The following is a 24,718-nucleotide window of genomic DNA, read 5'->3' as shown; positions in this document are numbered from 1 at the left end:
TATGAGTTGGTGCCTGAGTTGTCGGCGTTTTAAAGTAAAACTTTAATCCATGAATTTCGCCGAGTTAATTAGCTAGCAGCAGAATGTGTGCCAACTACGGCTAAATTACTCATCGAACGGCCTGAAAAAATTATAACATGATGATAATTAAGAAAATTATTTATATTTGATCGTTTTCTTGCTTTTATCATAACCTATCTGCGCATCAATTAAGCTCACTGTTTCTTGAGACCCTGGATGTTAGAAAGTGACAGAAAATGTCACTTTAGCCTGATGGCCGATGAACTGTGATTTATTGATAGATGTTGGTGTCTTGATTCCACCAGACCAGAAATGTGAATCTGTTCACGTTTTACCTACTCGATCTCCAGCTTCTCAAGTCGATACCTCAGCGATCTTAGACTCATCCCCAGTTTTTTTGCGGCAGCGGTTCTGTTCCAGCGGGTCTCTTCAAGGGCCTCAATGATCGCTTGTCGTTCCACCTGCTCCATTTTCTCCCCAAGTCCCTGAGGTGTTGTCTGGTTTTCCGTATCAGATACATGGTTCGGCAACAGCAGGTCATCAGTCTCAAGCTTCTCACTATCAAGCAGTGTTACGGAGCGTTCCAGAATATTCTCGAGTTCACGGATGTTTCCCGGAAACGGATATGACTTCAGTTTCTTTACCGCCTCTGTGGTGAGTTTCGGTTTTTTAATGCCCCCATGACGAGCGAGTCGGGTAAGGAAATGCTGGGCAAGCAGGGGGATGTCCTCAGTACGTTCGCGCAAGGGTGGTAAGGGTAATTCGATGACATTGATTCGATAAAACAGATCCTGGCGGAATTCACCTTGCTCAACCAGGGTGGCGAGATCCTTATGGGTTGCACTGATGATGCGTAAATCAATGGGGATCTCCTTCTGTCCACCCACAGGCCTGATCATCTTCTCCTGTATGGACCGAAGCAGTTTTACCTGCATATGTAGTGGTAGGTCTGCGATCTCATCCAGAAACAGGGTTCCACCGTTGGCACTCAGAAAAAGGCCTTCATTATCATGGGTGGCACCGGTAAAGCTGCCCTTTTTATGGCCGAACAGCTCACTCTCCATAAGCTCCTGCGGGATGGCGCCGCAGTTGACCGCCACAAAGGGGTTGTCCGCACGGGGGCCCTGATAGTGGATCATTCTCGCAGCCAGCTCTTTACCAGTACCCGATTCACCGCTGATGTAGACCGGTGCCTGACTTCTTGCGAGCTTTTCGATCAATTTGATGATACGGGTCATGGCTGGGGAGTTACCCAGCATCGGTTCATGGGTGGCTGCTGAATCCTTTTTGACCTGGGTTTTGCCATTTGCCGGTTTGCTGAGTTTGATGGCCTGCTGCACCAGCTTGCGAAGGACCTCCAGGTCTACCGGTTTGGATACAAAATCGAACGCGCCTGCCTTCAGTGCTTCAATCGCAGACTCCATGTTTCCATGGGCGGTGATCATTGCAACAGGGAGCTGGGGGTAGGTCTCATTGATATGGCGTACCAGGTCGATTCCGTTTCCATCAGGCAGACGCATGTCTGATAGACAAAGATCAAATTGTTGCTCTGCCAGTAGTTCATGGGCACTGGCCAGATTGAATACAGAGTGGGCATCAATACCCATACGCAACAGCGTTATCTCCAACAGTTCACAGATATCGGGTTCGTCATCGACAATCAGTGCGGTAGGTTGTGTCATGCTTGTTGTTTCTCTGGCTGCCAGTTTTCAAAGTGTAGGCGGAAGCAGCTTCCGCCGGTTGGGCCCGGGATATACTCCAGTCGTATCCGATTGGTTTCACTTAACTCCTTTGCGATATAAAGACCAAGCCCGGTACCGGTATTGCGTGTTGTGAAAAAGGGTTCGAAGATCTGCTTGGCCACTTCCGGGGCGATACCGGGTCCATTGTCCAACACATCCAGTATAGGATGCTGGTACTCTTTGGTCATGCCGCCAACAATCCTCAGTTGCAGGTTTTTCTTGTCACAATGCTCCCGTGCATTGTTGCAGAGATTACTTACCAATTGACGCAGTTGTTCAGGATCTGCGAAGACTTTGGTCGATACGGGGTCGATCTGCAGGCGAATGCTCTCCTCTTTGAAGCCCTGGTGTCTGATCAGGTCTGAAGTGAGTTTTTTCAGCCAGGGGTCGAGTTGAATAGTGACCTGCTGGCCGGGTTCCCGGCGTGAGAGCTGAAGGACGTTCTCAATCACCTGATTCACCCGGGCTGCATTGGTGGTGATGATTTCAGTCAGTCTCTTGTCGGCAACATTGAGACTCGGGGATTCGCGAAACAGTTGACTTGCGTGACTGATCGCCCCCAGGGGGTTGCGTATCTCATGGGCGATGCTGGCGGTGAGTCGCCCCAGTGAGGCCAGCTTCATCTGTTGCGCCTCACGGGTTACTTGTGAGGTATCTTCAAGAAAAATCAGCATGTCTCCCGCCTCTTCGCCGCTTAGCGCATTGAATTGAGCCTTCAGTTCAGGTCCCTGGCTCTGGCTGCGGAAGGTGAGTTTCTGTTTGCGTTTGGGATTTTGCCGTTTGCGCACAATGTGGGCCAGCTCCGGGGATGCCTTGGCCAGATGGCTGCCGGTGGTGGCTGAGGGCATGCCCAACAGATGCCAGGCAGGGTCGTTCATCATCAGGATTCTGCCTGAGGCATCGATGACAAGGACCCCGGTCTGCATATGTTTTATGACATAGGCATTGATCTTGGCCATGTGGTCCAGTTCGCTGGCCCGTTTCTCGGCCAGGCGCTCACTGGCACGGGCACGGCTGCTCAATACCCAGGTCAGCAGGGCGGTGGCGAAATAGACGGCTCCCAGGAATCCGGCCTGGATAAACTGGGGCGATGCACGGTTGCTCAGGCTGGCGTGGACCTGATCGGTGATCACGGCCAGTGCAGCCAGTGCGGCAAACAGGAGCGATGCCCGCCCCCCCATGATCAGCGCTCCTGCGGAGATGGAGACCGCGATCAGCATGCCCAGGCCTGTCTGGATGCCGCCACTGGCATACATCAGCAGGGTGATCGCCAGAATATCGATGAACAGGGCCAGGTAAGCCTGATGTTCCGGGCCGGGTGAGCGCCTGATGAACAGTAGGGAAGAGAGAATAGTTAATGCGCTATAGGTCAGGATAGTGATGTTAAAGAGTCTGGGATCAGTCGAGCCGATGAAGGCTGGACCACTGTCCGCGTGGAAGAAAAACAGCAGAGTCAGTGAAAGGGTGATTCTGTAGAGCAGGAAAAGCCGCAGTGACCGCCAATGGGATACCGCACCCATCTCCTTACCGGGAGGTTCTGTGATGATGGTTTGCTCAAGCTTCTCCAGCCAGCTATTCATGATCTGTTGGTTTTTTCGACTCAGCAGCGGTCAAATGTTCGTTACTGCAGTAATAGACCCCTTTTTTTTCCACCGCCTCAGTTTTCGGCAGATGCAGCCCGCAATGGGCACACTCCACACTTTCCACCGATTTGACCTCTCTGGATGCGTTCTGCTCGATGGAACGCTGCCTGACAAGGTGGCGAATGATGAGGTAGATTCCCCAGATTGCTAAGCCGAAAAGTATTGTTTTTAGTCCCATACAATCAATTGTTTATGATGTCTGAGACTGAGTCAATCAGGATTGTGGCTGGATCGCTGTTCAGAAGCCGAAGCTAAAAACTTGCAACCGCACTCTCAATGGTCTGGAATGCAGCTTTTTACGCATCGGTTAATACAATCCACAACTCTGGTTAATCATCAAGCTGTCAGGAGTTCCCGTTTGAAGCTTAAAATTCAGATTGCCCAACTCAATTTTCTGGTTGGAGATATCGAGGGCAATGCCAGGAAAATTATCGATCTGGCGCTCAATGATCAAAACGCTGTGGATGCCATTGTCTTTCCTGAGCTGGCGATTACCGGCTATCCGCCGGAAGATCTGCTGTTACGTCCCCATTTCATTCATCGTGTGGAGCGTGCCATTGAGTTGATCTGTTCGGAAGTCAGTCAGCTCTGCCTGGTGATCGGTTATCCCAGATACCGGGATGGCAAGCTGTTCAATGTGGCGGGTGTGGTCAGTGGGGGGCAACTGATTGCGGAGTATGAGAAGCACAAGCTGCCCAACTACAGTGTGTTTGATGAAAAGCGATACTTCGCGCCAGGGCATGAAGCGGTGACCTTCAATCTCAAGGGGGTGCAGCTGGGATTGACCGTCTGTGAGGATATCTGGGAGGCGGAACCCGCCGCCATGAGTCGGGCGGCTGGGGCACAGCTTCTCTTGAACCTGAATGCGTCGCCCTTCCATATCGGCAAGGCACCGGAACGGGAGGAACTGGTTCAAAAACGTGCCATGGATAATGGTATTCCCATTATCTATACCAATCTGGTGGGTGGTCAGGATGAGTTGGTCTTTGATGGCGGTTCCTTTGCCGTGGATGCGACAGGAGATCTGGTTCATCGTGCGGCATTCTTTGAGGAGTCCTGTCCCATCGTGGAGCTGGAGTGTGACTCAGATTCCGTGTCACCGATTCCCCAGCATGTGGAGCCGCTGATGAGTGAAGCCCAGAGGGTTTATCAGGCACTGGTGCTCGGGGTGCGGGATTATGTGGTGAAAAATGGTTTCAATGGCGCCATCATCGGCCTCTCAGGCGGCGTCGACTCCGCTTTGACTCTGGCGATAGCCGCTGATGCACTGGGGCCCGACCAGGTGGAAGTGGTGCTGATGCCCTCCCGTTACACGGCAGATATGAGTAATCAGGATGCGGAGGCCGAGGCAGAGGCACTGGGAGTCGAGTACCGGACCATCCCGATCGAGCCGGCGTTCAAGGCCTTTCTCGAGATGCTCAGCGATGAGTTTGCCGGTAAGCCGGTTGATGTGACTGAAGAGAATATCCAGGCCCGATGTCGGGGCATCATCCTGATGGCGATCAGCAACAAGAAGGGGCGGATCTTGCTGACGACCGGTAACAAGAGTGAAATGTCGGTAGGCTATGCCACCCTCTACGGAGACATGGCTGGTGGTTTTGCCCCGATAAAAGATGTTCCGAAGACACTGGTATACGAGCTCTGTCGCTACCGCAACGGGCTCTCTCCGGTCATACCCGATCGGGTATTGGAGAGGCCGCCATCTGCGGAATTGGCACCGGATCAAAAGGATAGTGATTCACTCCCCGACTATCCGGTGCTCGATCAAATCCTCGAACGATATGTGGAACAGGACCAGGATCCGGCAGCGATTATTACAGCAGGTTTTGACCGGTCGACGGTGGAGCGGGTGATCGGTCTGGTGGATCGAAACGAGTATAAACGTCGTCAGGCACCGCCTGGCGTCAAGATAACCCGACGCGCCTATGGGCGGGATCGACGCTACCCGCTTACCTGGCGTAAGTCCTGAAGCTCAATAATTATCAATGAAATCAGCTGGATGGGGGTGCGGTTTAACCTTCAAATCCTTGTGTTTATAATAACTCGCTGCTCAATACTGTTGGTGAATGTGTCGGGAATTGGAGAGACACTCCGCCGTTGTCAGCCCGAATCCATCAAATATTGAGTTTTATTGCAGCAATTTCCGGGGGGTCGTAGACTCGCTGGTTGGCTCAGCGTTACAATCCATAATTACCTGATGCGAAAGATTATCCTACGAGAGCAGAGTAACAATGAAAAAAGTTGAAGCAATCATCAAGCCTTTCAAACTGGAGGATGTTCGTGAGGCCTTGTCAGAGGTGGGCATTACCGGAATGACCGCCACTGAAGTCAAGGGGTTTGGCCGACAGAAAGGGCATACCGAGCTCTACCGTGGTGCTGAATATGTGGTCGATTTCCTGCCGAAGGTGAAATTGGAGCTGGTGGTAGCCAGTGAACAGGTTCAGGCCTGTATCGATGCCATCACCAATGCGGCTCGTACAGGAAAAATCGGTGACGGTAAGATTTTCGTTTCCCCTGTGGAACAGGTCATCCGTATCAGAACCGGCGAAGAGAATGAAGCAGCGATCTGAGGCGCCTTAGTAGAGACGGTTTGTCTGAATCTATTCAAGGAGACCGGTGGGTTTACTCAATCTGCCGGTTTTTTGTTGTCCAGGGTAGTGGGGAGGCTGTGGGTCACTCCGCCGCTTCACTGGTAGGTTGGGTAAGACGGCCGTTTTCCAGGTTGAGGGCCAATACTCGCTGAGCATCCTTGGCCAACTCCGTAAGGCCGAGACGGGAGTAGGCATCGATCATTATTTCCAGCGCCTCCAGAACCGAGTCTGTGCGTTGGAACTGGGTGACCACCCGGTTTGCGCGGTTAGCTGCGGCCAGATAGGCACCCCGTTTCATATAATATCTTGCAATATGGATCTGGTATTTGGACAGGTTGTTTCTCAGATAGAGCATGCGCTGATGCGCATCGGCCGAGTACTTGCTGTCAGGGTATCGACGAATCAGTTCAGCGAAGTCGTTGAATGAGTCCAGTGCTGCGCCCGCATCCCGCTCCGATGAATCGGTGGGCAGTATACTGCTGAGAAAACTCTGATTTCGGTTATAGTTGGCCAGTCCCTTCATATAATAGGCATAATCCACATAGCGGCTTTGGGGATTGAGTTTTATAAACCGGTCGGAGGCAGCAATGGCGGAGTCGGGTTCGCCGTTTTTGTAGTGGGCGTAGATGATGTCGAGCTGGGACTGGGTGGCATAGCGTCCAAACGGGTAGCGTGCCTGCAGTCCGTTATAGTGTTTGATGGCCAGGTCGTACTCACCATCCAGCATATGGGTTTTGGCTTCAGAGTAGAATTTACTGGCGCTCCAGTTTTTTGTGGGATCGGCCTGCTCCGGCAGTGCACATCCTGTCAGTAGCATGATGAGCAGAATGGTTGAAAAAGTTTTTAAGGTCATGGCCAATCTCTGGATGAAACATGATTTGACGCGTGAGTATAACGGAAAGCCGCAGTTACGGTATAACTTGGGCACCCGCTGCGCAGATTTTCCCAGCTTGCAGGGATCGGTTCCCTTTGATGCAGGTCGTGGCTATGTGCGAAAACGCGACTCAGGATGGTCCTCCAGTGTCCGATCCTGAATCCTTGTCAGAAGTTCCCACACAAACCTTTCTGGTACCCTCTGAACGGGCGGGTACACGCATAGACCAATTGCTGGCAGAGCTCTGTCCTGAATACTCCCGCAGTCGTCTGCAAAGCTGGATCAAACAGGGGTTGGTTGAGGTGGATGGGGCCAGCTGCCGGGCGAAGGACAAGGTAAGAGGTGGAGAGAGTGTGGTATTGCGGACACTGCTCACGGAAGAGGTGTCTGACAGGCCTGAAGCCATGGATCTCGATCTGCTCTATGAAGATGACTCCCTGCTGGTGGTCAATAAACCCGCTGGGTTGGTGATGCATCCGGCAGCCGGGAATCCAAGCGGTACTCTGCTGAATGGCCTGCTCCACCACCACCCGCAGCTGACTGCCATACCAAGGGCGGGAATCGTGCATCGTCTGGATAAGGAGACCAGTGGCCTGTTGGTGGTTACCAAGACTCTGCAGGCCCAACATGGCCTGGTGCAACAGCTGCAGGCACGAAGCGTAAAGCGTGAATACCGGGCGATTGTTCAGGGGAGTATGGTTGCCGGTGGTACCGTCGACAAACCGATCGGTCGCCATCCTGTCAACCGTCTGCGAATGGCGGTTGTCGAGCGTGGCAAGCAGGCAGTAACACACTATCGGATATTGCAGCGCTTTGCTGCACACACCTATCTGCAGGTGAACCTGGAGACCGGCAGGACCCACCAGATCCGGGTGCATATGAGCCATATTCACCATCCTTTGCTGGGTGATCCACTCTATGGCGGACGACAGAAGATCCCCCCAGGCCTGTCAGATGGAGCGGTCGAGATTCTGCAACAGTTCAAACGCCAGGCCCTGCATGCCACCCGCTTGGAACTGATTCATCCCGACAGCGGTGAGCTGATGAGCTGGGAAGCTCCGCCACCCTCCGACATGCAACAGCTGCTGAGGCTTTTGGCTGATGGGGATTGAGCTGATCAAACCGGACTGGCCCGCCTCGTCGCATGTCCGGGCTGGGACCACCACTCGCCTCGGCGGCGTCAGCCTGGGTGACTTTGAGAGTCTGAATCTGGCAGATCATGTCGCGGATGATCCCCATGCTGTAGCTCAAAACCGTGCGCGCCTCGCAGACAGCCTCGGGCTTCCGGGGGAACCATTCTGGCTGACTCAGATCCATGGTTGTCATATTGCGCTTGGTGAGCGGGATGATCCGGGGTGTCAGGCGGATGGGGTTTACACCAGCCGAAGCGGAGTGGTCTGTGCTGTGCTCACCGCAGACTGTCTGCCGCTGCTGCTTACCGATCGCGATGGTCGGGAGGTCTCTGCCGTGCATGCCGGTTGGCGGGGACTTGCTTCGGGTATCATAGAGCAGGCAGTTGCCAGAATGAGTACGCCGGCTGAATCGCTTCTCGCCTGGATGGGGCCGGCGATCGGTCCGGCTGCGTTTGAGGTGGGTGACGAAGTACGTGAAGTGTTCGTTAATCAGGCGACAGAGGATACAGTGGCATTTAAGGCTGGGCGGCCTGGCCACTGGTGGTCAGATATCTACCAACTGGCCCGCCAGAGATTGATCCGCTCCGGTGTGGGGTTCATCAGTGGGGGCGATTACTGTACAGTGGCCGACCGCGAGCGCTTCTTCTCTTATCGTCGTGATGGCGTGACAGGACGGATGGCCTCATTAATATGGCTTGAACCCAAATGAATCAGCTGGCCGCTCCATCTGAGACTGATCAGCTGTTTTCAGTTAAATTGTCCGCTGGCCTTGGCCACGCTCTGGGTAAGCCACGCTAGCGTGTGAAATGCTCGCAGACCAACTGATCTTTACAGGTTGAAAGGGGTTGATATGAAATGGCAGATGTTGACGCTGGTCGGTGAAGATCAGCCCGGAATTGTCGCACAGGTGACCGATGCCCTGTTCCGTGGCGGGTATACCCTGGGTGAGGCATCCATGCTTCGGTTGGGTGGTAATTTCACCATCATGATGATGGTGGATGGAGGACAGAGTGAACAGGCGTTGTCTGCCTGCATTGCACCGGTGGCTGACAAACTGGGATTGAGATTTCATCTGGATCCGATCCATGGCGGACTGCATCAGCACCGGGTGCCCAATTTTCAGGTTCGGGTGAATGGTGCAGACCGGGCCGGTATCGTGGCACAGGTGACCGGATTACTGGCTGAAAGCGGCTTCAATATTCTGGAACTCGATTCGGACGTGGTGGGCAGTCAGGATGAACCTGTCTACATCATGACGATTCAGGGCTACACCGAGGAGACCATCGAAACTCTGGAAGCGGCTCTGGGGCAGCTCGAGACAGATGAGATCGATGTGCATGTCTCAGCCATCGAGACGCTGATTGGTTGAATCATGGCGATACTCGATATATTGAGATTGCCTGATCCCAGGTTGAAAGAGGTCTCGCAAGAGGTTGAGCGTTTTGATGATGAGCTGCTGGCATTCATCGATGATCTGGAAGAGACCCGTCAGGCGGGTCCGGCCGCTGTCGGTATCGCTGCACCTCAGGTGGGCAGACTGCAGAGGGTTGTCATCATCGATTGTTCGACCACCCGCAAACCGGTACCCAATCATGGCCGACTGGTACTGGTCAATCCGGAGATCACCGAGTGGGATGGCTTTGAGCTGGGAAGGGAGGGCTGTCTCTCTGTGCCGGATTACACGGGGAATGTCATTCGCGCCGAACGGATCAAGATGCATGCCATGACCCCTGAAGGTGAACCCCAGGAGTTTGAAATGGAGGGGTATGAAGCGAGAGCTCTGCAGCACGAGGTCGACCATCTGGACGGTATGCTGTTTATCGATCGTCTGGTGAGTCGCAGAACCGACCTGTTTCAGCGGAAGGTCTATCAGAAAGGTGGTAAGAAGCGGAAATAGCCCCGGACAGGCCCTGACCCGGCACTGGATCATGCCAGAGTCACTGTTTGAGTTCATGATGTAGCATGCTGCGATGATTCCACAAGTTTAAGAATATGCTTACCCTACTCCTGGTTGCCCTGTTTCTGTTCTGGTTGAATGGCCGTTGCCGGGATGCCAATGGCGCGGAGTGGGGATCTTTCTGGCTGAATCGCCTGGATGGCTTGAACCGGCTGTTTTGTCATCACTATCACCGTCTTCAATCGGTGCCTGTACCCCTGCCCCGGGAGGGTGGTGCGATCCTGGTCTCAAACCATATCTCCGGACTCGATCCGCTACTGATGATTGCTTCGTGCGATCGGCCACTGAGGTTCCTGATCGCCAGAGAGCAGTACCAGCGATTCGGTATGCAGTGGCTGTTTCGTGCTGTGGGGTGTATTCCTGTGGACCGGGAAAACTCCCCGGAGAAAGCCCTTCGCCAGGCCTTCAAAGCCTTGGCAGAGGGTGAAGTGATCGCCCTCTTTCCCCACGGCAAGATCCACCTGGATAGTGACCCGCCGCGTAAGATAAAACCTGGTGCCGCCCGTCTGGCGGCAAGAGCAAATCTGCCATTGATTGCACTGCATATCAGTGGTGTGGCCGCTCCTGGAGAGGTCATGAGGCCGGTTATCCTGCGCAGTCGGGCTGTGGTCAAACTGCAGGCAGAGATTGATGGCTCAGAGCTTAGCGATGAGGAGTTGAACCATTTGATTGAGCAGGCGCTGGATGGCGATTAGTACGACATATTGAGTCACCGTGGGGCTTAAAGACCGCCAATCCTCGGTATTGAGGGCCTGGTGTGGTTTCCTAAACCGCAAACAAGTATCATTGCCGCCAGTTAATTTTCACTAATTAAGGGATACCGATGAAAGTAACCGTATTTGGATCCGGCTACGTGGGTTTGGTCACAGGTGCCTGCCTGGCTGAGGTGGGCAATGATGTTGTCTGCATGGATGTGGATAGTAACAAAATTGACATGCTCAATCGGGGAGAGATCCCGATCTACGAACCCGGCCTTGAAGCAATGGTTGAGCGGAATGCTCAGGCTGGTCGACTCAGCTTTACAACCGATGTTGCGAAAGCGGTGGATCACGGTCTGTTTCAATTTATCGCTGTTGGTACCCCGCCGGACGAGGATGGTTCAGCCGATCTTCAGTATGTGCTGGCCGTTGCCGAGTCGATTGCCGAGCATATGGATGACTATCGGGTGGTGGTGGATAAATCCACGGTGCCGGTCGGCACCGCGGACAGAGTACGGGAACGCATTGAATCGACCATGCAGGCGAAAGGCAAGCAGGTTGAGTTCGATGTGGTATCAAATCCGGAATTCCTCAAAGAGGGTGCCGCACTGGACGATTTCATGAAGCCGGACCGGATCATCATCGGTACGGACAATCCGCGTACCACCGAGCTGCTGCGGGCCCTCTATCTGCCGTTCAATCGGAATCATGACCGTCTGATCGCGATGGACATCCGCTCTGCAGAGCTGACCAAATATGCGGCCAATGCGATCCTCGCCACCAAGATCAGTTTCATGAATGAGCTGTCCAACCTGGCGGAACGTCTGGGTGCCGATATCGAGCAGGTTCGTCACGGCATCGGTGCGGATACCCGGATTGGCTACGCCTTCATCTATCCTGGCTGCGGTTACGGTGGTTCCTGTTTTCCCAAGGATGTCAGTGCGCTTGAACGTACTGCCAAAGAGGTTGGCTACGATGCGCAGCTGCTGACGGCGGTCGAGGCGGTCAACTATCGCCAGAAACGGGTGCTGTTTGAGAAGATCATGCGCCACTATTCCGATGATGTGAAAGGCAAGACTTTCGCCCTCTGGGGACTCTCTTTCAAACCCAATACGGACGATATGCGTGAAGCCTCGAGTCGGGTGCTGATGGAGTCGCTCTGGGAGGCTGGCGCCACCGTAAGGGTGTTTGATCCTGAAGCCATGGAGGAGTGCCGTCGAATCTACGGTGAACGTGACGATCTGGTCTATTGCGACAACCAGGAAGGCACCCTTGAGAGTGCGGACGCACTGATCGTGGTCACCGAATGGCAGGTCTTCAGAAGCCCGGACTTTGAGCAGATAAAGCAGGCACTGTCGGCACCGGTCGTGTTTGATGGCCGTAATATCTACGATCCAGCCCGTATGAAAGAGTCCGGATTCAGCTACTACGCCATCGGGCGTGGTGATTGATCACAATCCCACCGGGACGGCGCCTCCATTGTGAGGCGCCGACTGGTACACCTCCTCTCCTGCTCCCCGAATAGCCTGTCCAGAGTCGGACATTCAACTCTCTGCCCGAAAAAAACACGACTGAATTAACCTTCAGCGGATTTTTCACCGCATTCGCTCGCAACCACCACCGCCACTCAATCTGGTCTGTGAAGGGAACCCCATGAATTTTCTGCAGTCATATGTTGCAGTGCACAAATTTTTTTGTTTTGCGCTCGACTGTAGCTGGTAGATTATGGAATGGTGTATTTATGGTTAATGTATTGAAATTTAACGATTCATTCCGCGAGATAGTGGTCCTGGAAGGTGCCCGGCGGATCGTATTACGTTTGATTAAAGCCAATGATAAGGCGTTACTGCAGCAGGGATTTGATTCACTTTCAGACGAATCCCGCCTACGTCGGTTCATGGCAGAGAAGCGATCTCTCTCACAGCAGGAGCTGGCTTACTTCACAGAAGTGGACCAGATGGACCACTTCGCCCTGGGCATGGTACTGCTCGATGAGTCGGGAAATGAAACAGAAGGGGTAGCGATTGGCCGCTTCATTCGCCTGGCGGGTGATGCGGAAACGGCGGAAGTCGGTCTGACGGTAGCCGACTCCATGCAGGGGCAAGGGTTGGGTCAACTGTTACTGGAACGGTTGGTCTCGGCAGCCCTCGAACGGGGAATCAAACGTTTCCGTTTCGAGTGTCTTGCGTATAACCAGGAGATAAAACAGCTGGTTCTGAAGGTGTGTAAAGAGGCCGTCTTTCGCTATGACGAAGGTGTCATGATCGCTGAAGCCACCCTGCCGGCGCCATCATGGGTGCCCCCGGTCTACAACCCGCTGGATCTCATGGACGGGCTGGTGCGACAGATGCAGAGTATGTTCTCAGGCGCTTTTAAATATCAGTCGGGTGTGGGCATGGATCTGATGCGACAGGGTCTGGATGTGCCGTTCAAGCTTCGGCACTATTGACGGTGATTAAATCGTTTAACCGGCGGGCTTGCATCAGGCGTTACAACGCCGGGTAGTGGTAAGCAAGAAGCATCACTGCAGGCTGGGTTGCTGCGTATGAGTGCAGACGATTTGCGGATCGGATCAAGATTGCGTAACAGCCTCCGGTTTTTCAGAAAGTCAATATTTCACCTCTCTATCGGCTTTGTTACTATCCCGGCCTCGCTCCATTTCAGCCAGGATGTTAGATGTCAATTTCACAACGTATTGCAGATGAACTGAGTATACGAATCAACCAGGTCGATGCGGTGGTCGGCTTGCTCGACGAGGGGGCGACCGTCCCCTTCATTGCACGCTACCGCAAAGAGGTGACCGGTGGTCTCGATGATACTCAGCTACGCCATTTAGTGGAGCGTCTGAGCTATCTGAATGAACTGGAAGAGCGACGTGAAGCGGTACTGAAATCGGTCCAGGAGCAGGGCAAACTGACCGATCAACTGAAAACGTCCCTGTTGGCGGCAGATACCAAAACCCGATTGGAAGATCTCTATCTCCCCTACAAGCCAAAACGGCGTACCAAAGCGCAGATTGCCCGTGAGGCGGGTTTGGCACCGTTGGCCGAAGCCTTGTTGAATGATCCCGGTTTACATCCCCAGCAAGCGGCGGAGGCCTATCTGAATGAAGAGAAAGGTGTGGCGGATACCGATGCTGCGCTGGATGGGGCCAAACAGATACTCATGGAACAGTTTGCCGAGGATGCGGAACTGGTGGGTAGACTTCGGCAGCATCTCTGGGAGTTCGCTGAGCTCACCTCAAAACTGGTTGAGGGCAAGGAGAAGGAGGGCGCTAAGTTCTCTGACTACTTCGACTACGCCGAGATGATCAACAAAATCCCGTCACATCGTGCACTGGCCCTGTTCAGGGGGCGCCAGGAGGGGGTCCTCAGCCTGGAGTTGGTGTTGCCCGAAGATGACGGATTGAAAGCTGCAGAGATGGGTGTGGCGGAACGGATGATTGCCCGCCAGATGGGGCTGCATGACGAGGGGCGGCCTGCTGATGAATGGCTGAAAGGTGTCGTGCGTTGGGCCTGGCGGATCAAGATCTTTACCCATCTGGATAACAATTTGAAAACCCGTCTGCGCGAGGCAGCTGAAGAGGAGGCGATCAAGGTATTTGCCCGAAACCTGCATGACCTGTTACTCGCCTCGCCCGCAGGTCCCCGTGCCAGCATTGGATTGGATCCCGGCTTGAGAACCGGTGTCAAAGTTGCGGTGATCGACAGCACTGGAAAGGTGGTGGAGACCGCAACCATCTATCCTCATGTGCCGAAAAAACGCTGGCAGGAGTCGTTGAAAACATTGGCGGATCTGGCAGCAAAATTCAAAGTGGAGCTGGTCAGTATCGGTAACGGAACCGCCTCCCGTGAGACCGATCGCCTGGTTGCGGACCTGATCAAACAGCATCCGCAATTACGACTGACGAAAGTGATGGTCAGTGAGGCGGGTGCATCGGTCTATTCGGCCTCCGAATCTGCCGCACAGGAGTTTCCCGAGATGGATGTCTCTTTACGTGGCGCGGTCTCAATCGCCCGGCGTCTTCAGGATCCTCTGGCCGAGCTGGTGAAGATCGAACCCAAATCGATCGGTGTGGGGCAGTATCAGCATGATGTCTCCCAGTCCAGGCTGGCCCGTCAGCTGGATGCAGTGGTCGAGGATTGTGTGAACGCAGTCGGTGTGGATATCAATACGGCTTCAGCGCCATTGTTGAACCGGGTGGCTGGTCTCTCCACCCTGATGGCGGACAATGTGGTGAAGTTTCGCGATCAGCATGGTGCATTCGCCGAACGTAAAGCAATTCTCAAAGTACCTCGCATCGGTGAGAAAGCCTTTGAGCAGTGCGCAGGATTTCTGCGCATCATGAATGGAACCAATCCCCTCGATGCCTCTGCCGTGCACCCGGAAGCCTATCCGGTGGTTGAGCGCATTCTGGCCAGGACCGGGCGAGAGATCTCAGCATTGATTGGTGATTCACCATTTTTGAATAAACTCTCTGCCAGGGATTTTACCGATGACACATTCGGTCAACCCACGGTGGAGGATATCATTCGCGAACTGGAGAAACCGGGTAGGGACCCAAGGCCCGAATTCAAAACGGCGACCTTTAAAGAGGGTGTGGAAAATCTGCAGGATCTTAAAAGCGGCATGGTTCTCGAAGGGGTGGTGACCAATGTCACCAACTTTGGTGCCTTTGTCGATATTGGGGTACACCAGGATGGCCTGGTGCACATCTCCGCACTCTCCGATAAGTTTGTCAATGATACCCGTGAAGTTGTCAAGGCAGGGGATCTGGTGAAGGTCAAAGTCATGGATGTGGATATCCCGTGTAAACGAATTGCGCTGTCCATGCGCTTAACTGATGATGCAAACGCATCACGCAGTGAGCGCAGTAAAAGCAGCAGAACCGAGAAACGCCAGCACACCCCAAGCGCAAAGAAGAGACCATCACAGGCACCAAGAGGCGCGATGGCGGCAGCTTTCGCCAAACTGGGTAAGGTTTGAAAAGGACTCTTACTGTTTAACTACTGAGTACTCAACCGATATCACTGAAAAGCAGATTCAGTGCAAGGGCAATAAATACCAGGCCTGCAATCCGATTGAGGTATTGCTGTGCCTTGGGGGATTGATTGAGCCAGCTGCCCAGGCTGCCGGCAAGAAAGGCGATGACGCCGAATGTCACAAAGGTGATCAGAATAAAGAGTGAACCGAGCAGCATGATCTGTTGTGCCGCCTGGCCCTGCTGCGGATTGGTGAACTGGGGCAGGAAAGCGAGAAAAAAGATGGTCACCTTGGGGTTGGTGACATTCATGATAATTCCGCGTCGATAAAGCTGAAGTGGAGAGAGGCTGACGCTCTCACTACTGGTCAGGCTGTTTTGTGCTGCATTCAGGGAGAGCCAGCCAAGATAACTGAGATAACCGGCACCGATGACTTTTAACAGAGTGATGGCAATCGGCGAGGTTTTCAACAGTGCGGCGAAGCCAAGTGCAACCACCAGTGAGTGTACGATCAGACCGGTGCAGAGGCCTAAAGTCACCAGATAACCTTTAACTCTGCCATAAAGCGCTGACTGTGTCAGGACAAAGATATTATCGGGACCCGGTGCCAGGCACAATACAAAGGATACCGTGATAAATGCATAGGCAGTGGTCAGACTGATCAAAGATTCGCACTCCTCAAAACTGCTGAAGATATCTCTAATGGTAATTCGTTCGACAGCTTCGTAAACGGCGTATCAATTGACAGGTCGAGAAGAGTAAATTCATGCCCATCAATCTTAATGTGGCAGATATGTCGAGCTGTTTGTCCCGGTTGGCAATAAAAAAGTTCACCCTGATTGAATCCACTCTCCCCAACTGTCCGTAAATAAAACTGAACACAGTATGAAATGTTATCAGTTTAAAACTTGTGAGGAGAGCGATATGAAAACCTTGGCAATCACTGCAGCAATGATCTTATCAACCAATCTCTATGCCGGTGCTTTTGATGTAACCGGAGAGAATCATGACCTTTATGATGGCCTACCTGAATCGACAAAACTGCCGACCGCTGTACAGCCCGGGATCGGTGATAATTATGGTAGTTCGATACTCCATTCAGGCAAGGGCTATGCAAAATCCGTCGCCAAGCCGCAGGGTGGTCTTGATGAGGGTTATGGCAGCATTCTGATCGATGTTGGTGTACCGCTTTATTGGTAAATGAGAGCGAGGGTGGGGATTTCTCCACCCGCTTTATGTATTTGTGGACTATCAACCCGGTGTTATCAGTTGGCAAGTGACCGTTTGAATCTGTTTGGCGTGATGAATCGATTTTTCAGTAATAAGCGTGACCACAGGACAGTGGTTGCGTGACTGGTCGGGGTGAGAGGATTCGAACCTCCGGCCCCTGCCTCCCGAAGACAGTGCTCTACCAGGCTGAGCTACACCCCGATGCTTGAACCGATCGATTCTCAAACCGATACAGCAAGCAGCTGATGTTAGCGGAATCGATAGGCTGGTTCAATGGGTTCTGGCGACAGAGTAATCAGCAAGATCCGCCAGTGCCAGACGGTAATCGCTGTCAGGTAGATGGTTCAATGCCTGTTTGGCCAGCTCGGCATGTTGTTGGGCAAGCTGCTGGGTGTAGCTGATTGCATCACTGTTGTGTATCGCCTGCAGAACGAAATCGATCTCTTCCAGGCCACCATTTTCGATGATTGTGGCCAGCCGTTGGCGCTGCTGCTGATCCGACTTTTTCATGGCCTGGATCAGCGGTAGGGTGGGTTTACCCTCAGCCAGATCATCGCCGACATTCTTGCCGATCTCTTCGTTACTCGAGTGATAGTCCAGGGCGTCGTCCACCAATTGAAAGGCGATTCCCAGGTGAAGGCCGTAGTCAGCCAGGGCCTGCTGCTGTTGCACGGAGATTTCAGTCACCACGCCGCCCAGGCGGGATCCAGCCTCGAACAGGGTGGCGGTTTTGCGTTTGATCACTTCCATGTACTCAGCTTCGCTGGTCTCCGGATTATGCACATTCAGCAACTGCAACACTTCACCTTCAGCGATTCGGTTGGTGGCGTGGGAGAGGATATCCATAACCGGCATCTGACCCACTTCCACCATCATTTCGAAGGAGCGGGAGTAGAGAAAATCCCCTACCAGTACGCTGGCTTCATTGCCCCAGACCGCGTTGGCCGTCTCCCGGTTGCGGCGTAGATCTGAGCCATCCACCACATCATCGTGAAGCAGGGTCGCGGTATGGATGAATTCGATGATGGCGGCCAGGTTGATATGTTTGGAGCCAGCATAGCCACAGGCCCGTGCTGCCAGGAGCACGATCATCGGGCGCAGGCGCTTGCCACCACTGTGGACGATATAGGCGCCAATCTGATTGATCAGCACCACATCGGACTTCAGCTGTTGAATGATCAGCTTGTCTACAGCATCCATGTCGTCGGCGATGAGTTGGCGTAGAGCTTTAATATCCATTGCTGGTGTCGGTTGAAACAAACCAGCGCATGCTAGATGAGTGGTCAGGATAAATCAATGGGGGCGCTCAACGCTGACATGCCGCGCAATAGAATGTGGAGCGTTGTGCGATGGTTTTCTGGCGGATCGGCGAGTCGCATCTGGGGCAGGCTTGATCGGTTTTGCCATAGACCTGGAGCTGCTGGGCGAAATAGCCCGGTTCGCCGTCCTCCCGCTGGAAATCCCGCAGGGTGGTGCCGCCCTGGGCGATTGCCGCAGTCAGGGTCTCTTTGATCGCCTCGACCAGCTTCCCATAGCGGGATTCGGAGATTCTGTTGCTTGGTCTGGTGGGGTGAATGGCCGATTTGAAGAGGGATTCGCTGGCATAGATATTTCCAACCCCGACCACAATCTTACTGTCCATAATCAACTGTTTAATGGCTACCCGCCGGCGTTGCCCCTGTTCGTGCAGATAGGCGGTGTTGAAGCCCTCCTCCAATGGCTCAGGCCCCAGGTGAGCGATCAGAGGGTGCTGGGATGGGGGTTGATCGGTCCACAGTACCGCGCCGAAGCGCCGTGGGTCTCTCAGCCTGAGCAGTTTGCCACTGCTTACCTGGAGGTCGAAATGGTCGTGTTTTTGAACGGTGCTTTCCGGAGTGAGGATCCTCAGACTGCCGGACATGCCCAGATGGATGATCAGGGTGCCATGGTGGAAGGTCAGCAGTAGATACTTACCCCGCCGGCTTACATTGAGCAGTTTGCGTCCCTTCAGTTGCTGGGGCAGGTCGGTGGGTATCGGCCAGCGTAGGCGAGGCTGGCGAATCACCACCTGTTTCACCTTTTTCCCGGTGATGTGCGGCGCAATACCCCGGCAGGTGGTCTCGACTTCAGGCAGTTCAGGCACCGGGTTGCTCCAACCAGGCCTCAAGCGGGGCTGTCAGATGGTGGTGGTAGCCATTGCCGATCAGGTGAACCACCCCGTTGTGCAGCACATAGCGCCAACCATTGAGTGGGTCGATATCACCAAAGGAAAATCGCTCCTGGTTGAGCAGCAGCACGATAGCGGGATTCTCCAGGCCGAAAGGGGTGAGGTCCGGCGGGGCGGGAAATCGGTTGAGACTGGCGGTCTGACTGATCGTCAGCAGCTGCTCGATGCGTGAGGCAAGTGCCGGTTGACCATCAATCATCCATTGGTCTTGCTCAAGTCCCATGATTAGATTGTTTGTACCGGTTCGGATGGTGATACTGTGGATCTCTGCTGGGAAAAGTTTACTGAGTGGTGGCATGGATTCAGGCTGGGATTGCCATACCAGCAGGGCCAGCAGGCTGATAATCACCATCAGGATCAGATTGACACGCAGCTTATGGGACATGCTTGGCCACTATGCCTCAGGCCCGGTTTCGGCGCCACACCATCAAGCCGCCAAACGTCAGCAGTAGCAGTGGTGCAACAATCAGTGTGCCGATGCCAATCACCCCGATGGCCAGATTCGACAAGTGTAATTCCCGGTCGTTGGCCTGCTTGACCGGGATGCCAACCAGCTTGTCATCACCCACCAGCCAGCGGCTGAGGGTCAACCCCAGATCCTGGTTGCCCGCATTGCTGAGAAAACTGTTGGACAGAAAATCACCGTCGCCAATCACCATGATGCGTTGTTGCTGCTCGTTGACCTGCCGGGTCAGCGCCACCCCCAGGATCAAAGGTCCCGCCTCTTCTCCAGCGAGAGGATTTCGCTCGATATCCCCCTGCAGGGCGCCGGTTTCGTTCCAGCTCTGATCCAGGGTCTTCAGCAGCGGTACCACCGACCACATACTCTGCTCGGGTATCACCAGGGCTGCGGCCTGGGGAAACAGGGTCAACAGATTGAATGCCCGTGTGGCCTTGTGATCCGGATATCTGGGGACCAGTGCAATTGCCGGATTGTCGATCCCGAGCTCTTTGACATTGGCGTCGACAATGGTACCCGGTAACTGTTTGATGCCTGTCAGCTGCCGCATCAGTAAGTCCCCGGTACGGCTCTCCGGTTCGCTCAGCAACAGTAGATTGCCCCCATCAGCCGCATAGGCTCTCAAGCGGGAAATTTCCACTTCCAGCAGGGGCCTCTGAGGTGAGGGGATGATCAGCAGGGAAGTATTGTCTGGCGGTGTCGGGGTGGTTGCCAGGTCGATGCTGATGACCTGATACCCCTGCTGCTTTAGAGCGTTGCCGAAATCACCCAGGTCATGATTGGCCTGTCCCAGCAGGTCCCGCTCACCATGACCGGTGAGCCCGGCGATCCAGCGGGTATGGGTTTGGGAGAGTCGCAACAGGGCGTTGGTGAACTGCTCCTCATCCAGTCGTTGGATCCGCTCTTCCCGGTTGTTGTAGTTGAGCACTACCTCACCGGAGAGACTGATGCCCTGTCGGCGAGTCTGATCCGGGTGGCGCAAGGGATCTATAAAAGAGAGCTCGATATCGGATTTCAGATGCTGATAGCGAGCAATGAAGCGTGTCAGCTGATCGCGGATTTTGGTCGTTTCCGGTACATAGGCAGTGACTGTCAGCGGACCGGGGATACGTTGCACGATATCGATACTGACCGGGCTCAGGCTGTTGCTGCCCTGATGTGTCCAGTCCCACTGGTTATCATAGCGGCCACTCAGCCAGGCCAGCAGAACCAGGATCGCCAGCATCAGCAGGTAAAAAAGCAGATCATTGAGTCCGATTCTGAGCCAGCCCATTATCCTCTCCGTCTTCTGTCGAGTCGGTGCAGGGCCAGTCCGAGAAAGAACAGGGCGAGCAGCAGGAAATAGGCGATATCACTGAGACGAACCAGCCCCAGCTGCAGATCGAGATAGTGTGAGGGCCAGGCCAGCCAGTGAATGAAGCTGTTGGCCTGAGTATGTTGATCGAGCAGGGAGAGCAACATCAGCATGCCGTAGCTGGCAGCAGCGGCAATACCCGGATTTTCACTCAGAGCGGAGAAGTAGAGGCCGATGCCGGTAAAAGTACCGCTGAGCAACAGCAGGCCAAGGGTGGCAGCCAGCAGCAGCCCCAGATCGAGTTGTGTTCCTGAGGAGAGTGTCAGGCAGAGCAGCAGCGGGATCAGCACCAGCATGGCGAGATATCCGACTACGCCAAAAAATTTACCGGTGAGTATGGACAGATTCGACAACGGGGCACTGCTCAGCAGTGCATAGCTGCCATTGCGAAATGTCTCACTGAAGGCACGGGCGGTCAGAATCGGAGTGATCAGCAGAATCAAAACCGCTGCAAGACCGTAGAGCTGAAGGCTCAAATGGTGGGAGAGTCCCAGCTCCCGGTGCGCTGTCTGCATACCGCTGAATGACTCAAGGGTACCGAGAAACTGCCAGCTCAGCAGGCAGAGAGAGAGTGCCAATGTGCCCCAGGCGAGGGGAGTTCGCATCAGTCGCCGCCACTCGATCCAGGCCAGGGAGAGGCTCATTGCAGTCCTCCGGTGGTGGCTTGCAGAAAGAGCTGCTCCAGGCTTCTGGAGGCTGGTGACAACTCACATACCTGCCAGCCACGGCCAAGCAGTTGTTCAAGACACTCACTGGGACGGTAGCCAGGTTCCAGGGTGATCAGAAAATAGTCGGTATGCATTTGTTCCGCGGTGGCGATGGCCGGCAATGCCGCGATTTCGGACTCCAGGGGGTTCTGTTCCAGACCCAGACGATAGCCGGTCTGTTCAGCGGGTGTGATATCCCCATTGTATACGGTCTTTCCCTGCTGCAGGATAACCACCCGGTTACAGGTGGCCTGGATCTCCGACAGAATATGGCTGGAGAGTATCACCGCCTTGTCTGTTGCCAGCGCTTTGATCAACTCCCTCAGTTGACGTATCTGACCAGGATCCAATCCATCGGTGGGTTCATCGAGAATCAGCAGCTGTGGGTCGTGGATGATCGCTTGTGCCAGACCAACCCGTTGCTGGTAACCTTTTGACAGCTTGCGGATCAGCCGTCTGCCACTCTGCTCCAGACCGCAATGTTTTTTTGCCGCCGATCGGGCTTCACCGATCTGGGCTCGGCTAAGCCCGTGCAGGTAGGCGCAGTCTGCCAAAAACTCATCCACGGTCTGATCCGGGTGTAGCGGTGGGCGCTCAGGCAGGTAACCGATGTTGCGCTTGGCCTGCAGCGGTTGCTCAAGCAGATCGAAGCCGCAGATTTCCACAGCACCGCTGCTGGGTGCAAGGTCCCCGCAAATCATCCGCATGATGGTCGATTTACCCGCGCCGTTTGGACCCAGCAGACCCAGAATGTCTCCCCGGCTGAGCTGAAGGTCGAGGGGCTGCACAATCTGATGTTGATGAAAGCTTCTGGATAACTGGTTGGTTGTCAGCAGGTTCAGCATATTCGATTGATTGAAGTGAGATGATTCACACCAGATGGAGCTTGTTAATCCGGCGGCTGAGTAGGTTGTGTTCAGCCGGATTGGCTCCGGCCAAACATAACACTCTTGAGCCACTATGCAAGGGGCGGGACAAGAACCAATGCGCATTTTCCATCAGCTCTGGGGCAATTTCACAGATCTAAACTCGCCTGGCCGTGTTTCAATGAGTTGCATCCGGCGGGTACACTTCGCCACTCAGAATAATTTCGCGATTCAGGTTAGTTGATGACAAGTCAGGCTTCAAACAGAGCTGCACCACTCATGCTGGGGGTCGATACCGGCGGTACCTTTACCGATTTTGTGCTGCTCAGAGGGAAACGGATCGAGACACACAAGGTACTCTCCACCCCGCAGGCTCCGGAACGGGCGATCCTTCAGGGTATCCGTGAACTGAACCTGGAACCGTTGAATCTGATCCTGATTCATGGTTCCACTGTTGCCACCAATGCGGCCCTGGAGGGGAAAGGGGTTCGCACCCTCTATATCGGTAACCGGGGGTTGGCCGATCTGCTGACCATCGGCCGCCAGGCCCGTACAGAGCTCTATAACCTGCAACCTGAAGCCAAGGATCCTCCTGTGCCAGCTGAGCTCTGTATCGAGACTGGTGGGCGTCTGGGTGCCGATGGGGAAGTGGTCGAGCCCCTCTCCGAGCAGGATCTGGCCCGACTGAAAGCGGAAATCCAGAGGCTGGACCCCCAGGCGGTGGCGATCAATCTGCTGTTCAGTTTTCTCGATGATCGGTTTGAACGAATGATTGAGCGGCTGGTGCCGGAACAGCTCTTCTGCTCCCGGTCATCGGACGTACTGCCTGCCAGCGGTGAATATGAACGTGGTATTGCCACCTGGCTGAACAGTTGGGTTGGTCCCCTTGTGGCAGGCTACCTGAAGCGTCTCAATGAAGGTTTACCCGGAGTGCGTCTGTCGGTGATGCAGAGTTCCGGAGAGGCGATCGCCGCAGATCAGGCGGCACGACAGGCGGTGCGGATGCTGTTGTCGGGACCGGCTGGCGGTCTGGTAGGGGCTGGTTTTGTTGCGGCGGAATCGGCAAGGACTCAGCTCTTGACCCTGGATATGGGAGGCACCTCCACCGATGTTGCGCTGATCGATGGTCAGCCGCGACTGACCCGGGAGGGACGCATCGGACCCTGGCCGGTGGCTGTTCCAATGGTCGATATGCATACCATCGGTGCCGGTGGCGGCTCCATCGCCCGACTGGATGCCGGTGGCATGTTATTGGTTGGGCCGGAGTCAGCCGGAGCCGACCCGGGGCCAGCCTGTTATGGCAGGGGGGGTGTGGAGGCGACAGTCACCGACGCCAACCTGTTGCTTGGGCGATTGAGGGAGGATGCCTTTCTGGGCGGTCGGATGAGGCTGCAAAGGCAGGCAGCGGAGTCGGCAGTCGGTCAGCTGGCCAGGCAGATGTCGCTGCCATTGACCTCTGTGGCAGAGGGGATTGTGCGGGTGGCCAATGAGCATATGGCCCATGCTTTACGGGTCACCTCGGTACAGCGGGGTGTCGACCCGAGACACTACACTCTGGTCTCTTTTGGTGGTGCAGGGGGGCTGCATGTTTGCGCCTTGGCCGACGCGTTGGGTATGAGCTCCGCGTTGGTGCCGGTGAGTGCGGGTGTGCTTTCGGCCCTGGGTATGCTCGCCACCCGGCCCGGTCGGCAGCAGATCCGTACCAAACTGGGGGTACTGCAGAGTCTGGACGAGGCCACGATCAATCAGGCGCTCAAGCAGCTGGCGGCTGAGGCGAGCGGAGATCTGCTCAGAGAGGGGGTCCGTGAGGATCAGATCGAGGTGGAATACTCCCTGGATCTGCGCTATCTGGGGCAGTCCTATACCCTGAATGTTGCCTGGCAGAGTCTGCCCCAGGTGGAAAGGGATTTTCATCGTCTGCACGAGTCCCGATACGGTCACCGCATGAGCGGCGATGTCGAGCTGGTCAACTTGAGAGTGGCGTTGCATGGTGCCCGCGCCGAGATGGCACTGCCCCGGGTTGAATCAAGCGCCATGGGTGAGGTGCGGGAGTGGTTGGATCTACCGGGAGAAGAGGGCGCTGTGCCTCGATACGAGCGGTCTGAGCTGGCCCTGGGCCAATCGATTGAAGGGCCTGCACTGATCAATGAGATGGCCTCCACCACCTGGTTGGCAAGCGGTTGGCGCTGTGAAGTGGATCCGGCTGGAAACCTGGTGCTGGAGCGGCAGCGGGGCTGATTGGATCGGTGTAAGC

At 54.7% G+C, this 24,718-nt stretch carries 23 protein-coding genes and 1 tRNA gene; 12 read left to right on the top strand and 12 right to left on the bottom strand.

The features are described 5' to 3' along the window. Nucleotides 1-356: 356 nt before the first annotated feature. Genes A3193_RS13285 through A3193_RS13275 form a run of 3 tightly spaced genes read right to left on the bottom strand, consistent with a single transcriptional unit; the run spans nt 357 to nt 3,584 of the window. The gene (locus A3193_RS13285) at nt 357-1,703 is read right to left on the bottom strand and encodes a sigma-54-dependent transcriptional regulator (protein WP_069015057.1); all 1,347 of its coding nucleotides are present in this window, start codon (nt 1,701-1,703) and stop codon (nt 357-359) included. Continuing rightward, nucleotides 1,700-3,343, bottom strand: a complete 1,644-nt coding sequence (locus A3193_RS13280) for a two-component system sensor histidine kinase NtrB (protein ID WP_069015056.1) — start codon at nt 3,341-3,343, stop codon at nt 1,700-1,702. Before A3193_RS13280 ends, A3193_RS13285 begins: the two co-directional genes overlap by 4 nt. Continuing rightward, nucleotides 3,336-3,584 (bottom strand): PP0621 family protein, encoded by a 249-nt coding sequence (locus tag A3193_RS13275; protein WP_069015055.1) that lies wholly within the window; start codon nt 3,582-3,584, stop codon nt 3,336-3,338. The genes A3193_RS13280 and A3193_RS13275 overlap by 8 nt, the downstream gene beginning before the upstream one ends. Nucleotides 3,585-3,764: 180 nt before the next feature. Between A3193_RS13275 and A3193_RS13270 the strand changes: the two genes are divergently transcribed. Both A3193_RS13270 and A3193_RS13265 read left to right on the top strand, forming a co-directional pair. Beyond that, nucleotides 3,765-5,375, top strand: coding sequence for an NAD+ synthase (locus tag A3193_RS13270; RefSeq protein WP_235615001.1), 1,611 nt, complete (start codon nt 3,765-3,767; stop codon nt 5,373-5,375). Between the two features lie 262 nt (nt 5,376-5,637). Beyond that, the gene (locus A3193_RS13265) at nt 5,638-5,976 is read left to right on the top strand and encodes a P-II family nitrogen regulator (protein ID WP_068989963.1); all 339 of its coding nucleotides are present in this window, start codon (nt 5,638-5,640) and stop codon (nt 5,974-5,976) included. A 103-nt stretch (nt 5,977-6,079) separates the two neighbouring features. Here A3193_RS13265 and A3193_RS13260 read toward each other — a convergent pair whose 3' ends face one another. Then, a complete protein-coding gene (locus tag A3193_RS13260; protein WP_069003762.1) occupies nt 6,080-6,850 on the bottom strand; it encodes an outer membrane protein assembly factor BamD in 771 nt (256 codons plus the stop codon). Between the two features lie 134 nt (nt 6,851-6,984). Here A3193_RS13260 and rluD point away from each other — a divergent pair, with 134 nt between their 5' ends. From rluD to A3193_RS13220, 8 genes are all read left to right on the top strand, one after another. Then, nucleotides 6,985-7,983, top strand: a complete 999-nt coding sequence (gene rluD, locus A3193_RS13255) for a 23S rRNA pseudouridine(1911/1915/1917) synthase RluD (RefSeq protein ID WP_083218763.1) — start codon at nt 6,985-6,987, stop codon at nt 7,981-7,983. Continuing rightward, nucleotides 7,973-8,713: a peptidoglycan editing factor PgeF gene (gene pgeF, locus A3193_RS13250; RefSeq protein ID WP_069015054.1), complete on the top strand. Its 741-nt coding sequence runs from the start codon at nt 7,973-7,975 to the stop codon at nt 8,711-8,713. The genes rluD and pgeF overlap by 11 nt, the downstream gene beginning before the upstream one ends. Nucleotides 8,714-8,854: 141 nt before the next feature. After that, on the top strand, nt 8,855-9,373 hold the full coding sequence (locus A3193_RS13245; protein ID WP_069003764.1) for a glycine cleavage system transcriptional repressor: 519 nt from the start codon (nt 8,855-8,857) through the stop codon (nt 9,371-9,373). 3 nt (nt 9,374-9,376) lie between these two features. Further along, the gene (gene def, locus A3193_RS13240; protein ID WP_069015053.1) at nt 9,377-9,901 is read left to right on the top strand and encodes a peptide deformylase; all 525 of its coding nucleotides are present in this window, start codon (nt 9,377-9,379) and stop codon (nt 9,899-9,901) included. A 95-nt stretch (nt 9,902-9,996) separates the two neighbouring features. After that, nucleotides 9,997-10,656, top strand: coding sequence for a lysophospholipid acyltransferase family protein (locus A3193_RS13235; RefSeq protein ID WP_069003766.1), 660 nt, complete (start codon nt 9,997-9,999; stop codon nt 10,654-10,656). Nucleotides 10,657-10,784: 128 nt separating this feature from the next. Beyond that, entirely contained in the window at nt 10,785-12,110 is a 1,326-nt protein-coding gene (locus A3193_RS13230; protein WP_069003767.1) for a UDP-glucose dehydrogenase family protein, read from the top strand. A gap of 302 nt (nt 12,111-12,412) precedes the next feature. Continuing rightward, nucleotides 12,413-13,108, top strand: coding sequence for a GNAT family N-acetyltransferase (locus A3193_RS13225; RefSeq protein ID WP_162272431.1), 696 nt, complete (start codon nt 12,413-12,415; stop codon nt 13,106-13,108). A gap of 227 nt (nt 13,109-13,335) precedes the next feature. Continuing rightward, nucleotides 13,336-15,645 carry a Tex family protein gene (locus tag A3193_RS13220; RefSeq protein WP_069015051.1) on the top strand — a complete coding sequence of 770 codons (2,310 nt, stop codon included), beginning with the start codon at nt 13,336-13,338 and terminating at the stop codon, nt 15,643-15,645. A 31-nt stretch (nt 15,646-15,676) separates the two neighbouring features. Here the strand turns inward: A3193_RS13220 and A3193_RS13215 are convergent, their stop codons facing one another. Further along, nucleotides 15,677-16,306 (bottom strand): LysE family translocator, encoded by a 630-nt coding sequence (locus tag A3193_RS13215; RefSeq protein ID WP_069003770.1) that lies wholly within the window; start codon nt 16,304-16,306, stop codon nt 15,677-15,679. A 259-nt stretch (nt 16,307-16,565) separates the two neighbouring features. Between A3193_RS13215 and A3193_RS13210 the strand changes: the two genes are divergently transcribed. Next, nucleotides 16,566-16,841 (top strand): hypothetical protein, encoded by a 276-nt coding sequence (locus A3193_RS13210; protein WP_069003771.1) that lies wholly within the window; start codon nt 16,566-16,568, stop codon nt 16,839-16,841. Nucleotides 16,842-16,995: 154 nt separating this feature from the next. Here the strand turns inward: A3193_RS13210 and A3193_RS13205 are convergent. The 7 genes from A3193_RS13205 to A3193_RS13175 all read right to left on the bottom strand — a co-directional run bounded on the left by A3193_RS13205 (nt 16,996) and on the right by A3193_RS13175 (nt 22,443). Next, nucleotides 16,996-17,072: transfer RNA gene (locus A3193_RS13205), tRNA-Pro, on the bottom strand. 69 nt (nt 17,073-17,141) lie between these two features. Further along, nucleotides 17,142-18,110, bottom strand: coding sequence for a polyprenyl synthetase family protein (locus A3193_RS13200; RefSeq protein WP_069015050.1), 969 nt, complete (start codon nt 18,108-18,110; stop codon nt 17,142-17,144). Between the two features lie 67 nt (nt 18,111-18,177). Then, nucleotides 18,178-18,993 (bottom strand): bifunctional DNA-formamidopyrimidine glycosylase/DNA-(apurinic or apyrimidinic site) lyase, encoded by an 816-nt coding sequence (gene mutM, locus A3193_RS13195; RefSeq protein WP_069015049.1) that lies wholly within the window; start codon nt 18,991-18,993, stop codon nt 18,178-18,180. Further along, nucleotides 18,986-19,462: a hypothetical protein gene (locus tag A3193_RS13190; protein ID WP_069015048.1), complete on the bottom strand. Its 477-nt coding sequence runs from the start codon at nt 19,460-19,462 to the stop codon at nt 18,986-18,988. Before A3193_RS13190 ends, mutM begins: the two co-directional genes overlap by 8 nt. A 16-nt stretch (nt 19,463-19,478) precedes the next feature. Then, nucleotides 19,479-20,810, bottom strand: a complete 1,332-nt coding sequence (locus tag A3193_RS13185) for a GldG family protein (protein WP_069003775.1) — start codon at nt 20,808-20,810, stop codon at nt 19,479-19,481. Then, nucleotides 20,810-21,535 carry an ABC transporter permease gene (locus tag A3193_RS13180; RefSeq protein ID WP_069003776.1) on the bottom strand — a complete coding sequence of 242 codons (726 nt, stop codon included), beginning with the start codon at nt 21,533-21,535 and terminating at the stop codon, nt 20,810-20,812. Before A3193_RS13180 ends, A3193_RS13185 begins: the two co-directional genes overlap by 1 nt. Further along, a complete protein-coding gene (locus A3193_RS13175) occupies nt 21,532-22,443 on the bottom strand; it encodes an ABC transporter ATP-binding protein (protein WP_069015047.1) in 912 nt (303 codons plus the stop codon). The genes A3193_RS13180 and A3193_RS13175 overlap by 4 nt, the downstream gene beginning before the upstream one ends. Before the next feature lie 264 nt (nt 22,444-22,707). Here A3193_RS13175 and A3193_RS13170 point away from each other — a divergent pair, with 264 nt between their 5' ends. Then, a complete protein-coding gene (locus A3193_RS13170; RefSeq protein ID WP_069015046.1) occupies nt 22,708-24,702 on the top strand; it encodes a hydantoinase/oxoprolinase family protein in 1,995 nt (664 codons plus the stop codon). Nucleotides 24,703-24,718: the final 16 nt, after the last annotated feature.

It is taken from the genome of Candidatus Thiodiazotropha endoloripes, from assembly GCF_001708965.1.
Classification (GTDB): Bacteria; Pseudomonadota; Gammaproteobacteria; order Chromatiales; family Chromatiaceae; genus Thiodiazotropha; species Thiodiazotropha endoloripes.
Note: the sequence above shows the minus strand (reverse complement) of the source record. Positions and strands in the feature narration are given on the sequence as shown.